The organism is Bacteroides parvus (assembly GCF_017309675.2).
Lineage (GTDB): Bacteria > Bacteroidota > Bacteroidia > Bacteroidales > Bacteroidaceae > Bacteroides > Bacteroides uniformis.
The window spans coordinates 3,051,616-3,067,709 of the sequence record NZ_CP084680.1; the positions used below are offsets into that span (position 1 = coordinate 3,051,616).

General features: G+C 38.7%; 15 protein-coding genes. 13 read left to right on the forward strand and 2 right to left on the reverse strand.

Annotation, left to right across the window (positions count from 1 at the left end; genetic code table 11):
• The first annotated feature begins 44 nt into the window (after positions 1–44).
• Positions 45–305: a DUF4248 domain-containing protein gene (locus JXR92_RS12385; RefSeq protein WP_005829216.1), complete on the forward strand. Its 261-nt coding sequence runs from the start codon at positions 45–47 to the stop codon at positions 303–305.
• 129 nt (positions 306–434) lie between these two features.
• Here JXR92_RS12385 and JXR92_RS12390 read toward each other — a convergent pair whose 3' ends face one another.
• Positions 435–2,564, reverse strand: a complete 2,130-nt coding sequence (locus JXR92_RS12390; RefSeq protein ID WP_138346202.1) for a VapE domain-containing protein — start codon at positions 2,562–2,564, stop codon at positions 435–437.
• Positions 2,565–2,686: 122 nt separating this feature from the next.
• Complete coding sequence (locus JXR92_RS12395; RefSeq protein ID WP_005829213.1) at positions 2,687–3,010, reverse strand: hypothetical protein; 324 nt, start codon at positions 3,008–3,010, stop codon at positions 2,687–2,689.
• A gap of 739 nt (positions 3,011–3,749) precedes the next feature.
• On the opposite strand from JXR92_RS12395, the gene JXR92_RS12400 reads away from it, so the two are divergent.
• The 12 genes from JXR92_RS12400 to JXR92_RS12455 are packed head-to-tail and all read left to right on the forward strand — an operon-like array spanning position 3,750 to position 16,062.
• Positions 3,750–4,268 carry a UpxY family transcription antiterminator gene (locus JXR92_RS12400; protein ID WP_138346207.1) on the forward strand — a complete coding sequence of 173 codons (519 nt, stop codon included), beginning with the start codon at positions 3,750–3,752 and terminating at the stop codon, positions 4,266–4,268.
• Between the two features lie 15 nt (positions 4,269–4,283).
• Entirely contained in the window at positions 4,284–5,729 is a 1,446-nt protein-coding gene (locus JXR92_RS12405) for a lipopolysaccharide biosynthesis protein (protein ID WP_117713501.1), read from the forward strand.
• Between the two features lie 26 nt (positions 5,730–5,755).
• Positions 5,756–6,865, forward strand: a complete 1,110-nt coding sequence (locus tag JXR92_RS12410) for a DegT/DnrJ/EryC1/StrS family aminotransferase (protein ID WP_117713502.1) — start codon at positions 5,756–5,758, stop codon at positions 6,863–6,865.
• Entirely contained in the window at positions 6,862–7,551 is a 690-nt protein-coding gene (locus JXR92_RS12415; protein WP_016273684.1) for a WbqC family protein, read from the forward strand. Before JXR92_RS12410 ends, JXR92_RS12415 begins: the two co-directional genes overlap by 4 nt.
• Positions 7,548–8,513 (forward strand): hypothetical protein, encoded by a 966-nt coding sequence (locus JXR92_RS12420; protein WP_117713503.1) that lies wholly within the window; start codon positions 7,548–7,550, stop codon positions 8,511–8,513. Before JXR92_RS12415 ends, JXR92_RS12420 begins: the two co-directional genes overlap by 4 nt.
• Complete coding sequence (locus tag JXR92_RS12425; RefSeq protein ID WP_016273686.1) at positions 8,510–9,505, forward strand: NAD-dependent epimerase/dehydratase family protein; 996 nt, start codon at positions 8,510–8,512, stop codon at positions 9,503–9,505. The genes JXR92_RS12420 and JXR92_RS12425 overlap by 4 nt, the downstream gene beginning before the upstream one ends.
• A gap of 12 nt (positions 9,506–9,517) precedes the next feature.
• Positions 9,518–10,375, forward strand: coding sequence for a glycosyltransferase family 2 protein (locus tag JXR92_RS12430; RefSeq protein WP_229104800.1), 858 nt, complete (start codon positions 9,518–9,520; stop codon positions 10,373–10,375).
• 4 nt (positions 10,376–10,379) lie between these two features.
• Entirely contained in the window at positions 10,380–11,549 is a 1,170-nt protein-coding gene (locus JXR92_RS12435) for a glycosyltransferase family 4 protein (RefSeq protein WP_117713505.1), read from the forward strand.
• A 58-nt stretch (positions 11,550–11,607) separates the two neighbouring features.
• Complete coding sequence (locus tag JXR92_RS12440; RefSeq protein ID WP_171030466.1) at positions 11,608–12,759, forward strand: O-antigen polymerase; 1,152 nt, start codon at positions 11,608–11,610, stop codon at positions 12,757–12,759.
• Positions 12,759–13,910 carry a glycosyltransferase gene (locus tag JXR92_RS12445; RefSeq protein ID WP_117713507.1) on the forward strand — a complete coding sequence of 384 codons (1,152 nt, stop codon included), beginning with the start codon at positions 12,759–12,761 and terminating at the stop codon, positions 13,908–13,910. The genes JXR92_RS12440 and JXR92_RS12445 overlap by 1 nt, the downstream gene beginning before the upstream one ends.
• A 7-nt stretch (positions 13,911–13,917) precedes the next feature.
• The gene (locus tag JXR92_RS12450) at positions 13,918–14,940 is read left to right on the forward strand and encodes a hypothetical protein (RefSeq protein ID WP_117713508.1); all 1,023 of its coding nucleotides are present in this window, start codon (positions 13,918–13,920) and stop codon (positions 14,938–14,940) included.
• Positions 14,941–14,988: 48 nt separating this feature from the next.
• Positions 14,989–16,062, forward strand: coding sequence for a polysaccharide biosynthesis protein (locus JXR92_RS12455; RefSeq protein ID WP_117713509.1), 1,074 nt, complete (start codon positions 14,989–14,991; stop codon positions 16,060–16,062).
• The last annotated feature ends 32 nt before the right edge of the window (positions 16,063–16,094 follow it).

The following is a 16,094-nucleotide window of genomic DNA, read 5'->3' on the forward strand; positions in this document are numbered from 1 at the left end:
ATTCAGTATCTTTATGGTGTAATAATCAACCAATAACATAAAGAATGAAAACAGAAAAAGAAAAGAGGGAAGAGGAGGAGGAAGACCTTCGTCCGTTCCGCATCCACGCCTATTCGAAGGAGGAGCTTGCCATGCTCTACAACCCGACTTACTGCATCAGCAATGCCATCTATACTTTGGCGGCATGGATACGCCACAACAAGGCGCTGAAGGGTGAGCTGGAGAAGGTGGGCTACAACAAATACCGACGCACCTTCACTCCGCTGGAAGTGAAAGTGCTGGTGAAGTATCTGGGAGAACCCTGACAGGATGCCGGCCGGAAATAGGGAAGCCGTGTAAGGAAAACGCCAATATATGTAAAGCCCCGTAACAATATATGTTGTCATGCACAACAATATATGTTACGGGGCTTCTCTCTTCTCCTCGAATGCCGGTTACTGATATAGCTGGATGTCCACTACCTCATATTCGGTCGTCTCCTGCTCGTTGGTCCGTGTACCGAATCCGTACTTTTCCAGTGCCTGCACCAGTACCAGCTGGGTGTGCGGGTTCACCTGCACCTTTCCGAATATGCTGAGCTTGGTCAGTATGACGCTGGCAGGGAGCCATTTTATCTGCAGGTCCTCGGGCAGCGGTTTGCGGAAGAAGACGAAGAGGTTCTCCTCCACGGGGTCTTTCATGCGGTGCCGTTCGTTGTGCTTGTTCAGCTGTTCTATCTCCTCGCCCTCGTACCAGTATCTGAAACCGTCTTTCAGCAAGGCGAGCGCCTGGGCGTAGATGCCGGGATGGTTCACCGGGGTGTGGTAGTCTATGCCGGTGACGGTGATGGGGAGGAAACGCCGGTTTCCACCGATGTCCTGCAGGCACTGCCGGTTGTTGGTGCTCGCGATGAAGGAGCAGTGGCGGGGCAGGGTGAAGGCTTCGATGTCGTAGGCCTTGCGCTGCGTCACGTTGTCCTGCGCGATGATTCGCTTCAATGCTGCCAGCTCGCCGGGCTTCACGCCTTCGAACTCCTCCATGTTGATGATGATTCGCGTGGCGAGCAGGCGGGCATCGTCCTTGTTGCTCGGGTCTATTATGCCGTTGTAGAAGTACTCTTTCCACTCGGGCGGCAGCAGGCGCCGAATCCAGCTGCTCTTTCCCTTTCCCTGCTCGCTGTAGAGGATGATGACGAGCTGGTTCATGTCCTCGTCGCTCAGTGCGCAGGCCACCAGGCCCACTATCCACCGTTTGAAGCCCTTCTGCCATAGCTCCCGGTTCTCGGTCGTCAGGGTGTCGGCAAGTTGGGCGATGTAGTCCGTCCCGTCCCAGGGGGGAAGCGCGTACAGATAGTCGGTGTAGGGGTTGAACTCCTTGGCGTAGTTGGAGTCTATCACGGCTCTGAGGAAATTCTGGTAGCAGGAGATGCCGGCCATCTGCAGGTCTACGAATATGGTGTTGTAGTCCTTTCCGCGCATGGGGCGGTAACCTTTTCCGGCATCTGCCGACAGGGCATAGGGCATGAATTCGAGGCGGTCCAGGATGAGGTTCCTGCGGATGCCGTAGTGCTCTTCCAGAAAGCTCATCACTTGGTTGATGACGGGCTTTTTCTCTTCCTTCTTTGTGGCGGCTTCGCTGGTCTTGTCGGTATAGATGTAGGCATTGTGCAGGGGAGATTCCACGTCGGGATACTCTTGTCCGAACTCGTTTTTCGCCAGTCTGATGGCTGTCTGCTCGTCCAGGCCCTTGCTGTAGCATTTGTTGCCCAGGGCGAAGAGGAAGTTGTCGCGGTTGCCTGCCCGGAACCTGGTGGTGCGCTTCACGGCAGTCACGGCTTGGGAGAATATCAGCTTCTCCCAAGGCTTTGCGTCCTGCGGTGTGGCGGCAGAGGAGGCGGGGAGGGGGTGTACCGTTTCGACGGGCGTCTTTTTGGGGCTGTTCTCCTTCTTCGCAGGCGGGATGATGCGTGCCGGCAACGGGGAAATCTGTTCCAGCAGTGCGGCATTGATATAGGCATGCGGGTCGAAGGACATGAAGTATCCTCGCGAGATGTCCTTTCCGCTTCCATCCACCTCTACTCCGAGAAGGGCCTCGTAGTACTCTTTGGCGGCGCTGTACAGCTTCAGGTGTATCTCCTCGAGCGTGGCGTAGGTCACCTCGCCCTGTCGGAGACGGTCATACAGACGCCGGGTGTATTCCGTCTGCATGAAGACGAACAGCTTGTAGCCGTGCCTTTTGGGGGAGAGGAAACTCCCCAGGGTGTGCGGGTCTTCGTTGATGAGGGTCCGGGTCTGCTCCAACTGTCTCTCTTCCAGGTCGTCGATGTCGAGCGTGATGACGGGGTTGTAGCGGGTGATGCTCGGTGCGAGCCTTCTTTCCCGGTAGTTGGCCGTGAGGGTCCTGAAGGGAAGCTGCTTCTTGACGTGGTTGGCTTCCTCCACCTTTCCCTGCGCCACGAGGCTGGCGATTTTGATGATTAACTTGGCATGCTTGCCGTTTCTTATGTCAGCCATGTCCTGCGTGAAGGTTGTCTCCCCGCTGACGGCGCTGAAACCACGGTAGGTGGTAACTGGAATGTTTTCCATTCTACTTGTATTAAGTTTGCCTTATTGGCGGCGCAAAGATGCCGTTTATTTCCTTAGGAAGCAAAAACGGCCATCCGCAGTGGGACAGCCGTTTTTTTACAATTTGAATTCCTTGGTCCGTTTTACTCCTTGGGATATAGCTCATTGAAGAGCTTATATATCTCATCCTCAATGCAATCGGGGTTCAGCGTATTGCCGCTTCCGTCCGCGTCCATAAAGTTTACAAGTAGATGCAGCAGCTTGGCGAAGGGGCTTACACCCTTCAGTCCGTGTTCCTTTTGGGGATTTATCAGCAGTGGTATGAAGGGTGTCAGGAAAGCCTTCCGCTCCTTGTATTCCACGGTTAACGACTTGTGTTCTACCATAGAAAGCAGGTCGATGGCTACTTGCACCTCTTTGCTCTCTTTGGTGTACAGCACTTGGTAATCTCTCCCTTTGATTTGCATCACGCTAATTGGCGTTTTTTTGTTCTCATAATTACAATTTGAAAATATAATTTTATATTAAGTTAGTAAATCGGTTGCAAAATTAACAAAAAAGGAGTCTGTACAATTACAGATAACGCAGATTTTATGTTTTTCTTACCTGATGCAACGCTTCTAAGGACGTGAAATTAAATAATCCGTGTCATCTGTGTTATCAGCGTCTGAAAAATTATCATAAAGCATCATCTGCTGAATAGTTACGAAATTCTGTGGTATCCCTGTGAAGTAGTGAAGCGTGTGTGTAGTCTGTATGTATAGGGTGAGGTACCGGAACCTATGGTTATATATGTAACACACTCTTTCTTTAAAAAAATAAGAAATGACGCGCGTGCGCGTGTATCTTACCTAATGAGCGTAATTATTTGATATATAGTGCGATGATACCTGCATTAAAAAAGATTATCATTTTATCAATCAGAATATTTTGTACTTTCATTTCTTGACATTACCTTTGCGTTCATTAAACGGAGCGTGTCATAAAACATTTTTTTTATTATAAACGTTTCGTTTATAACAGCTTATCGCAAGATAGCTTGAATATAACTATTTCGTCGCCTTCCTTCCGAGATGGTGGAGGGTTTTGAAATAAAATGAATGCACATAGTCTATTTAAAGTAACCGCATTACATTACTTGACCGGGAGGTACTTCGCTACTCCGGTGTCCCCCAATCATATTTTTTTGTGAACGAGAATGCAGAAATGCACTGGTATGCAGTGCGTGTCACCTATAGCCGAGAGCTTTTTTTCAAGGATTACCTGGATGCAGCGGGCATTGAAAACTATATTCCCATGCGCTATGAGTATGTCGTGAGGAAAGAGCGCCGCCTGCGCAAGCTTGTTCCTGCGGTCCATAACCTGGTCTTCGTCCGCTCCACCCGTGAGCGTATGGACGAAATAAAGAACAAACCGGGCATGAACATCCCCATCCGCTATATCATGGACCGCGAAACCCGTCAGCCCATCGTCATCCCGGACTCGCAGATGCGCAGCTTCATCGCCGTGTCTGGCACCTACGACCAGGCTGTGCTCTATCTTGAACCCACCGAGCTGAACCTCTCCCAAGGAACCCGGGTACGCATCACCGGCGGCATCTTCGAAGGAGTGGAAGGGGTGTTTGTGCGTGTGCGCCATGACCGGAGGGTGGTGGTAAACATCGAGGGGGTGATGGCGGTGGCGACGACGTTTGTGCATGCGTCGCTGGTGGAGGAGATCGAATAATAATTTGTAACAATATTGCCCGAATCTTTGAAAAATAAAGCTGTCCATGGTGCGAAGTGGAGCTTTATCGATAACATATCCAATTCCGGTGTTACCTTTTTGGTAGGCCTGATATTGGCCCGTCTCTTGACTCCTGCCGAATATGGCATTATGGCCATGATAGCTATCTTCATAGCGGTGTCCAACTCCATTGTCGACAGTGGTTTCTCTAATGCACTGATACGGAAAGTACATATTGAAAAGGTAGACTACAATACGGTTTTCTTGTTTAACTTGATAGTCAGTATTGTTTTATACATCCTTTTATATGTAGCTGCTCCCGCTATCAGTCTGTTTTTTAAAGAACTGGTTTTGATAGATGTGTTAAGGGTAATAGGGCTGATTCTGATTGTTAATGCATTGGGTATCATTCCCCGTACCATATTAGTAAGAGGTATTGATTTTAAGACACAGACCAAAGTATCCATAATCTCTTCTGTTTCAGGTGGATTGGTTGGCGTAGGCATGGCTATAGTGGGCTTTGGAGTATGGAGTTTGGTGTGGCAACAGCTTTCCCGGCAGATTCTGAATTCTCTGTTTCTTTGGATATTCTGTAAATGGATGCCCCAATGGGAATTCTCCGTAAAAAGCTTCAAGGAAATGTTCGGTTTTGGCTATAAGCTCTTGTTGTCCGGATTATTGGATACTCTTTACAAGAATGTTTATTATGTGGTTATAGGCCGTTGTTACAGTTCTGCACAGTTGGGGCAATATACTCGTGCAGAGCAGTTCAATACGATATTTTCCAGTAATCTGACCAGTATTGTCCAGCGTGTCAGTTATCCGGTGCTTAGTTCCATTCAAGAAGAACCGGAGCGCTTGCGCGAAGCTTATCGGCAGATAATAAAGACTACAATGCTTGTGACATTCGCTTGCATGCTGGGACTTGCAGCTGTGGCTAGACCTTTGATTATAATTCTGATCGGTGAGAAATGGTTGACTGCTGTTTCCTTTCTGCAGATCATTTGTTTCAGTGGTATGCTTTATCCGCTTCATGCCATCAATCTGAATATCTTGCAGGTGAAAGGACGTTCGGACTTGTGTTTGAAGTTAGAAATTATAAAAAAAATTATAGCTATTGGCCCTATAGTAGTCGGCATCTTTTATGGCATCGAATATATGCTGTGGGGCAGTGTCTTAATCTCTTTCATAGCCTATTTCTTAAATAGCCATTATTCTGCCGACTTGATACACTATTCTACCATGGAACAAATCAAGGACGTGTTTCCGGTTTTTACAGTTTCTTTGATAGTTTCTACTGTCATGTGGCTTTTTTCCTTATTGGATATATCCGTTTATATTCAGTTACCCATCCAGATTATAGTTGGTTTGACATTGGCTTTTGCTGTTTACGAAAGGTTAAGATTACCAGAGTATCTTGAGGTAAAACGGCTTGGGTTGTCGGCTCTTCACAAAAAATAGAAATCAGTATATATTTTTATAGTAAAATGGAAAATAAAGTGATTACAGTTACTTCTCCATTACTTCCTTCGCTTGACGATTTCATTCCTTATTTGCAGGATATCTGGAATCGTAAGTGGCTGACCAATAACGGTCATTATCATCAGGAACTGGAGAAAGCTTTGTGTGAATATTTGAAGGTGCCTTATATCAGTCTTTTCACCAACGGCACACTGCCGTTGATGTGTGCTCTGCAAGCATTACGAATTACCGGCGAAGTAATAACCACTCCATATAGTTTTGTAGCTACCACCCATGCTTTGTGGTGGAATGGAATCAAGCCGGTATTCGTGGATATTGACCCTGAAACTTGTAACATTGACCCGGACAAAATAGAAGCGGCAATAACCCCCAAGACAACGGCGATTATGCCGGTACATGTTTATGGCAAGCCTTGTGATACAGAGCGTATCCAGGCAATAGCGGACAAATACGGTTTGAAGGTCATTTATGATGCTGCCCATGCTTTTGGGGTAGAGGTGAATGGAAAGTCGGTATTGAATGCCGGAGATATGTCGACGCTTAGTTTTCATGCCACTAAGGTATATAATACCGTGGAGGGCGGAGCATTGATTTGCCACGATGAAAAGACCAAAAAGCGTATTGATTATCTGAAGAATTTTGGTTTTGCAGGAGAGACAGAGATTGTGGCTCCTGGTATTAATGGTAAGATGGATGAAGTTCGTGCAGCATTTGGCTTGCTCAACCTGAAGCAAGTGGATGTTGCGATAGAAGCCCGTCGTCAAGTGGCTATTCGTTATCGTGATGCTTTGCGGGAAGTGCCCGGCATCAGTTTTATGGAAGATATGCTTGGTGTACGTCACAACTACTCTTATTTTCCAATATTTGTGGATGCCGAGAAATATGGCATGACTCGGGATGAACTCTATTTTAAGATGAAGGAACAAGGTGTGCTGGGACGGAGATATTTCTATCCGCTTATCAGCGAGTTCTCTACATATAGGGGATTGGAGTCTGCAAAATTGGAAAGCCTTCCAGTAGCTACTAAAATGGCAAAAAGTGTAATCTGCTTGCCAATGTATTGTGGATTGTCGAATGAAGATGTTGAAAGAATTTTAAATCTGATATTGAAATGAAATTAGGTATAATGCAACCTTATTTTATGCCTTATATAGGTTATTTCCAGCTAATTAAGGCTGTTGATAAATACGTTGTATACGATGATGTTAATTATATTAAAGGAGGGTGGGTGAATCGTAACAATATATTGGTAAATGGTGAAAAGAAAATGTTTACTATCACTTTGAAGGGGGCTAGTGCCTATAAACATTTCAATGAAATAGAGATAGGAGATGATTTTCGTAAATTTATGAAAACATTGGAATTGAATTACTCTAAAGCTCCTTTCTATCATGAAACAATGGAATTGTTGTATAGGATAATTATGTTTCCAAATAGACAGTTGGCTCTCTTCTTGGCTAATAGTTTTAAAGAAATTTTAGATTATCTAAATATTCAGACTGAAATATTGCTATCTTCAGATTTACCTAAAGATTGCTCTTTAAAAGGAAAGGATAAAGTTCTTCATATTTGTAAGTTACTATCGGCAGATACTTATTATAATGCTATAGGTGGAAAACAAATCTATAATAAGGAAGACTTTATGCAAAATGGTATTAATTTGAAATTTGTAGATACGATAATAAAAAGGTATCCCCAGCAATCTAAAGAATTTGTTCCATATTTATCAATAATAGATGTACTAATGAATAATTCTAAAGAAGAAACTTGTATGTTATTAGATTCATTTAGTTTACAATGATGTCAATAGGTGGCTATTTTGAACTGGAAATACGTGAAGGAAAACATTTTCATCAAGGTGCAATAAAACTGAGTACTGCTCGTCAATGCTTTGAGTATATATTAAAAGCTAGACGGTATACAAAAGTGTATATTCCATATTACACTTGTGATGTGATAATAGAACCTCTCATGAAATTAAATGTAAAGTATGAATATTATCATATAAATAGTTTACTGGATCCTGTGTTTGATAAAAAAATAGAAAGCTCAGAGGCTTTTCTATATACTAATTATTTCGGCTTAAAACAAGATACTGTTCTTTATTTATCTCGGTTTTATCCTAACTTAATAGTTGATAATGCACAAGCTTTTTTTGCAAAACCAATTGAAGGGGTAGATACATTTTATTCTGCCCGTAAATTTTTTGGAGTTCCAGATGGCGCTTATTTGTACACAACTGCGTTACTGGATATTGATTTCCCGATTTATAATCCTATTGATAATATTAACTACTTGATAGGGCGTATAACTGACTCTGCAGAGGGGTATTATAAAGATTTTCAAGAATCTGAAAAAAGGATGTCAAATCAAGAGATACATAGAATGTCTGTATTGTCTGATAAAATTTTGTCTTCTTTGGATTACGTCTCAATAATTGAAAGGCGTCGTTTTAATTATCATCTTCTCTACAGTGCATTAACTGCATTTAATAAATTTGATTTTAGTATTTCTGAAAATCAAAATGTCCCGTTGATATATCCTTTTTATACGAGCAAAGCTGGGCTTCGCCAACAATTAATATTAGAGCACGTATATGTACCTCAATATTGGCAAAACGTAGTGAATAAGATAGACGCTAAATGTCTGGAATACTCAATCGCGAATAATATGATTGCATTGCCTATAGATCAGAGATATGATGAAAAAACAATGAATATATTAATTGAAAAAATATCTAACTTAAATAACCATTTATCATGAAAAAGAAAATTATTATTTTTGGAGCAACCGGTAATACAGGGTCTTATTTGTTAGAATACGCATTAAATTTCTTTAATAAGGAAGAGTATGAAATAATAGCTTCAGGACGTCGCGAAACTACTTTTTTTTCCAAAAGGGGAATACCATATTATTCTGTGGACATTACGAAGGAAGAAGATTTTGATAAGCTTCCAATGGAAAATATACATGCAGTTATGCTACTCTCTGCTCAAATACCTTCTTATATGGATACTTATTGCCCCATAAAGTATTTAGATTCTATTGTAATAGGAGGATTTAATGTATTAGAGTATTGCCGCAAATGTCATGTAGATAGGATAATTTATACTCAAACCGTTTTTGATATTTCATTGTATTCTCATGATACTATTTTAAAACCCGATATGAAACCAAATTTTAGCTATACGGGTGATCATGCTATATATGTAATTTCCAAAAATACTGCTTTAGACTTGATAGAGCATTATTATCAAGAATACGGTTTGAAAAAATTCATTTTTAGGCTTCCAACAATATATAGCTATAGCCCTTATCCGTACTACTTTCCTAATGGAGTCAAGACGAAGCGACCTATTTACCAAATGATTGAAAATGCTCAGAAAGGACTACCTATAGAGATATGGGGAGATCCTCATTATGCAAAGGATATGGTTCATGTTAACGATTTTAGTCAAATGTTGTGTAAAGCTGTTGAGGTGGAACAAGAAAGTGGCTTTTATAATGTGGGTACAGGAATGCCAATTACATTAGAAGAACAAATTCGCACTATTATTAGTGTTTTTTCGCCTAAGGAGTCACCATCTGAAGTTATATATAGACCAGACAAAGTTTGTGGTGGTGGGTACATAATGAACATTGAAAATGCAAAGAAAGAATTAGGATATGTGCCTCAATATGATTGTCGTAAGTTGTTTGAGGATTATAAAAGTGAAATGGAAATAAAGCGTTTTGCTGAATTAAGATTAAAATAAATGAACGGTTCAATGACAGTTAGCATATGTTGCTTGACGTATAATCATGAAAAATATATAAGGCAGTGTTTAGATGGCCTTATAATGCAAAAAACAGAATTTGATTTTGAAATTCTTGTTCATGATGATGCGTCTTCTGATGCTACTCAGAGTATTATTAATGAATATGTTGTGGCATATCCTAATCTTATTAAACCAATTCTTCAGATTCGAAACCAGTATTCTCAAGGTATTTCTCCGTTACGTCAAATATTATTTCCTTTAGTAAAAGGTAAATATGTTGCGCTTTGTGAGGGGGATGATTATTGGACTGATCCGTTGAAGTTACAAAAGCAAGTAGATTTTTTAGAAAATCATCCAGATTATTCTCTTTGTTGTCATATGGTAAGGCGTATTAATCAACAGACTGGTGAGGAACTTAAGTCAGATTATATATCATATGATATGGATTTGAGTAATAATGAAATAATTCTTGCACACGGCTATTTGACACCAACATTATCTCTTGTTTTTCCTAGGTTATATCTTGATAAAAGGCCTAGCTATTTGAAAAAATCTCCTATTGGAGATCTTCCACTTACTTTTTTTTTAATGATTAATGGAAAAGTTCATTGCTTTTCTTCTATGATGGGAGTATATAGGGCTTATGTTCCTATAGCATGGACTGCTTCTTATGCAAAACGATCTTTTATGAAACGATTCCATTTTCGATTAAAATATAATGCATTTATTTTGGAATTTAATAAACTGACATGTGGTGAGTATTATGAGGATTTGAAAAATGAGCATTTGCAATATGGCAATAATTTGAAAGGTCTTTTTGTATATATCTTAAGCAAATTTTATCACTTTATCACTTATTATAATTAGTGTCATGAGAAAAATAGCGATTATATTGCCTGGAGATAAATTACCTTTGCCGTCAGTAAAAGGAGGAGCCGTAGAATCTTTGGTACAATGTTTATTGGATTATAATGAGAAATATCACACTTATAATTTTGTCGTTTTTTCAGTTTATAATGAAGAAGCTGCTCTCAAGTCTCGTTCTTATAAGCATACAGATTTTAAATATATCAACACTGACTCTTTAAATTATAAATTAAAGCAAGTTTTCCGATGGATATATAATCGTTTTTTCCCTTATATTGGGAATCAATTTATAAATTCTGTCATGAATGGAATGGATACAGATTATGATTATGTTCTTATTGAAAATGCTCCTTGGTTTGTTATACCATTGAAAAGAAAAATGAATATGAGTATGGTACAACATTTGCATAATAATTATCTGGGAATCACATCTTCATTTAACCAACAAATTATAGATAATTCTGATTTTGTATTAGCTGTCAGTAAATTTATTAAAAATGAAATTCTTTCTCATCTCAATTGTACTCCAGAACTCATTTCTGTTTTATATAATGGCATATCCTTAGAAAGATTTGGAAAGTCAGAATGTTTATGGTCATTACGTGAACAGCTTGGCATTAGTCATGATGACTTTGTATTTGTTTTTTCAGGGCGATTAGTTCCGGAAAAAGGAATAAAAGAATTGTTATTAGCTATAAAGCAAATTCAACATCTCAATTTTAAGTTATTAATTATAGGTAGTTCTTTTTTTTCATCTGATCGAAAGACTTCTTTTATTGAAGAATTACAGAACCTATCGTCTGAATTGCCTAATGTGATTTTTACAGGATATATACCTTATCAAAAAATTCAAGATTATTATCATTTGGCTAACGTTGCTATAGTTCCATCTATTGGGGATGAGGCATGTCCATTATCATGTATTGAGTTTATGGCTTCTTCACTTCCGCTTATTGTTACTGATTCAGGTGGTATGGTTGAATTGGTCGATGAAGATTGTGCTATTATAATTAAACGCAATGAAAATATTATAACGCAATTAAAAGATGCAATGATCAATTTGTTAAATAATAAACGAAAATGCCAGTTGATGGGAGAAGCTGCAAGAAAACGAAGTACGTTATTCTCTGATTTGGTTTATTCTAAGAAGTTTATGGATCTTATTGATAATTAATTAATTAATGTGGATTTTATTATATCCTTTAACGTTTTGCATTTGCCTATTATATAACTTGAAAGGGAAAGGGCTTAATGCTTCTTCATTTATACTTTTATTATATTTTCTATCTTCAATCTGTGGTGTGTGTTTACATCTATATCATCCAGATTATATAAAAATAGAAATTTCTTTGCAAGCAGTTGTCCATCACCTATCTTGTCTGTTTTTGATTCTTTATCCTATCTTACAATACGGAAATACTTTAAGTTTTGATTTACTTTATAATAAACAATCTTTCAAGAGGATTGCTATAATAATAAGCTTATTTTCTTTATTAGGGATAATTTCTGATATACCTAATTATTATTTAGCCTTTTCTCAACCTTTGGCTGCAGTTAGAGCTATGAATGTAGAAGGAGGACTGGTTAATACGCAAGTTGGATTAAAGTCGTATTTGATAGCTATTGGCCATTCGGCTGGTCCATTTTGTCTTTTCTTGTTTTTTTATTTTAGGACCTTTTTAAAAGTAAAGTATTATCTACTATTACTATTTATTGCATCTTTAACAAATTTATCATCTAATATACTGGCTGCTGGTAGAGGAGAAACTTTTCGGTTTATTTATCAATTCATTTTATTCTATTTGATTTTAAAACCTTATATGAAAACGTTGAGTAAACCTATAGTCTTTTCTTTTTCTGTAGTTATAATTGGTTTTCTTTATTTTGTGTATTCCGTTACAGCAAGTCGTTTTGGTTCTGAAAATGTATTATTAAATATAGCTGATTATTTCGGACAAGGATTTGTAAATTACTCAAGATTTTATGATTCATTTCAAGAACCAACATTTTGGGGCAGGAAGAGTTTTTCAGGCTTATTTCCAACAGAGTATAGAGTTGATTCATTGGATGTGAATTCAGTTATAAGAATTGGATTTTATTTAAATGTATTTTCTACATTTATAGGCAGTTTTTTGTTTGATTTTGGAACTTGTGGAACCCTTATATTCTCATTTATTTTATTCAGTATTCTTTCTTTTTTATTTAATAGTAAGATTAGTAATTTTATTAAATTATTTTTTTACATTTATTCTTGTGATATTGTAATGTTTGGTGTTTTCTATTATAATTTAAGTAAATCAACGGCGTTACTCTCTTTGATAGTTTTATTTATGTTAGTTGTATTCTTATATTCTAATGTGTTTCATTATAAATTCAAATTGTAATGAGTATTTTGTTTTGGTATTATAAACCTATTATTTCGACTAACGGTGGCGTAGAGAGGGTGACAGATGTATTAGCTACATATTTTAAAGATAATGGGTATAGGGTGTTTTTTCTTTCTTTTGAAAAGATGGGTATGTGTTCCGATTGTCACTATTTTCTTCCTAATTCTGAAGATTTAATGTCTGTTGAAAATCTTAGATATGCTGAAAACTTGATTTTCAATAAACGCATATCTATAATAATCAATCAGAATGGATTATCACCTTTATTTTCAAAATTTATTTTTACTTTACATCTTGATAAGATTCCAGTTAAGATAATATCCGTAATTCATAATTCTCTTTTATCTCCTATAAAGAATTATGCAATAGTACATTCATATCCATTGTTGTTTCAAAAAATATTTTCTAATGTTTTTTTTCAGTTTTTGCTTTTAAAGTTATACTATTTGAAATATTCAAAACATTTTCAATATCTTTTCAAGAAATCAGAATGTACTTTATTCCTTTCACCTTCTTATTTGAATGAAGCTGTTTTTTTTCAAAAAAATATTAGTATGAGTAAAATAGGCTGTATTCCTAATCCTGCATCTTTTATTAATCAAGGATTGTTTGAATCCAAATCAAAGGAGGTCCTTTATGTTGGTCGCTTAGATTTTTCTCAAAAAAAGATAGATTACTTATTGGATATATGGGAAATAGTTTCTTCTGTTAAAAAGGATTGGTCTTTACGAATTGTAGGGGGAGGTGACAATAATAGAGCAAAAGCGTATGCTGATAAACGTAATTTAAATAACATTATTTGGTGTGATTTTTGTGATCCAACTATTTATTATAAACATGCATCTATTTTTTGCTTAACATCTTCTTATGAAGGATTTCCTATGGTTCTGATTGAGGCTTTGACGTATGGAGTTGTTCCTATAGCATTTGCTAGTTTTGAGGCACTTCAAGATATAATAAAAGATGGTATTAACGGATTTGTAATAACTCCTTTTGACAAAAAGAAATATGCTGATAGGTTAATATGGCTTATGGATAATAAGGAAGAACTAATGAAAATGAGCCATGCAGGTTTTTCTTCTTCTTTGTACTATTCCTTGGAATCAGTTGGAAGTAAATGGCTTAAATTATTTAAAAATATTTCATAATTAGTATATGGATTTATATATATTTCCTGAATTCCCAGAATCGCAAAATGGCTATGGAATTGCAGTAAGGGAGGTCCTTAATATGTTGTCAGTTAAAGAAGATGATATTGTAGTTTACCATACAAATACTATATTACGACAGAAAAATGTGATTTGTTTACCTTATTCGCCTCTTTATAGTTTGTATAGGATTGGTAATGTTATTCACAATAGACTTTCTACAGAGTTACCAGTTTCTAAACTCTCTTTTTTGAGAAAATATGATATTGAGAACATATATTGTGATGAAGTCCTTTTTTATAGGGCTTTAAGATATTTATTCCCTAGTAAAGTGATAAAGGTAAGGTTTCACAATTTATATAGTCGAATCTTAAGTCGAAAAAAACTTTTGGCTTTAAAAGTTGATTGGAAATTTGATTATTTATTAGATGCTGCTACAAAGTTGGAAAAAGAAATAATAAATGATTCTTTGGCTTACAAAATTTTTATAAGTCAAGAGGACTTGAACTTTTATCAGCTAATAACTGGCCGTTTTTCAGATTGTACCGTATGGCCTTTTAGACCTAAACTTCCAAATATTTCTTTGGAACAACCAAAGAGTATTTCTAAACTAATATGGTTTGGTGGTATTGATACGCATAAAAAAAAATCTATAGATTGGTTTGTTAATAAGGTGTTACCTAAAATACAACAATCTATTTCTGAGATTGAATTTCATTTATGGGGGAGAAGAACAGAAATGTATAATAATCCTTCTCGGAAAATATTCGGACATGGCTTTTGGGTAATGGAGGGGTTCCCTTGTGTGGAAGGTGCTCTTTATGTTAATCCAGATATTATTGGAGGAGGGGTAAAATTGAAATTATTTTCTCTTATAGAAGAAGGTATTCCATTTGTTTCTACTGTTTTTGGTTTTGAAGGATATGATAAAAAAATGATAGATAATTCTATGCGTATTGTAACGGACACCGAGCATTTTGCAGAGGCTATTATTTCACGTTTGCAGATGGGATATTATAACAATGTATAAGTGAGAATGTGTAATCTTTCATTTTTGAGAATAATCATATAAATAATTATGTCCATATTCAAAGACAAAGTCCTCCTTATAACCGGAGGCACCGGTTCCTTCGGTAATGCCGTATTACGTCGTTTTCTTGATTCAGACATCAAGGAAATCCGCATCTTTAGTCGTGACGAGAAAAAGCAGGATGACATGCGTCATCACCTGCAAAATCCCAAGGTAAAGTTCTACATAGGTAATGTGCGTGACCGTCAGTCTGTGGACGGTGCAATGATGGGAGTGGATTATGTGTTTTCTGCCGCTGCTTTGAAGCAGGTTCCCAGCTGCGAGTTCTTTCCGTTGCAGGCTGTGCAGACCAATGTGATCGGTACGGATAATGTACTGGAATCCGCCATAGCGCATGGTGTAGAGAATGTGGTGGTGCTTTCTACCGACAAGGCCGCCTATCCCATCAATGCCATGGGTATCAGCAAGGCCATGATGGAGAAGGTTGCCATAGCCAAGGGCCGTGCGTTGGGTGAGGAAGCCGGTACGACCATCTGCTGTACCCGTTACGGCAATGTGATGGCAAGCCGCGGTTCTGTAATTCCCTTGTGGGTGGAGCAGATAAAGAACGGCAGGCCCATTACGGTAACAGACCCCAACATGACCCGCTTCATGATGACGCTGGACGATGCCGTGGATCTGGTAATCTATGCGTTTGAGCACGGGCATAACGGTGACCTGTTCGTGCAGAAGGCTCCTGCCGCCACCTTGGATGTACTGGCGCAGGCCTTGAAGGAAACATACGCGCAGGTTGATCCGAAATACGGTGAGACGGAGGTGAAGACCATCGGCACGCGCCACGGCGAGAAACTGTATGAGACACTGGTAACCCGCGAAGAGATGGCAAAGGCTGTCGACATGGGCGACTACTACCGCATCCCCTGCGACACCCGTGACCTGAACTATGACAAGTTCTTCACGGAAGGCAATGAGGATATTGCCCGTATAGAGGACTATCACAGCCATAACACCGCCCGCCTGGATGTGGAGGGCATGAAAAAGCTTCTTTTGAAACTCCGCTTCATCCGCGAAGACCTCGGAATGGAGGAAAAGGCGAAGAGCGCGGAAATCAAGAGTGAATAGTATAGCCATTGTTAACTTTTCCATCCTATCCA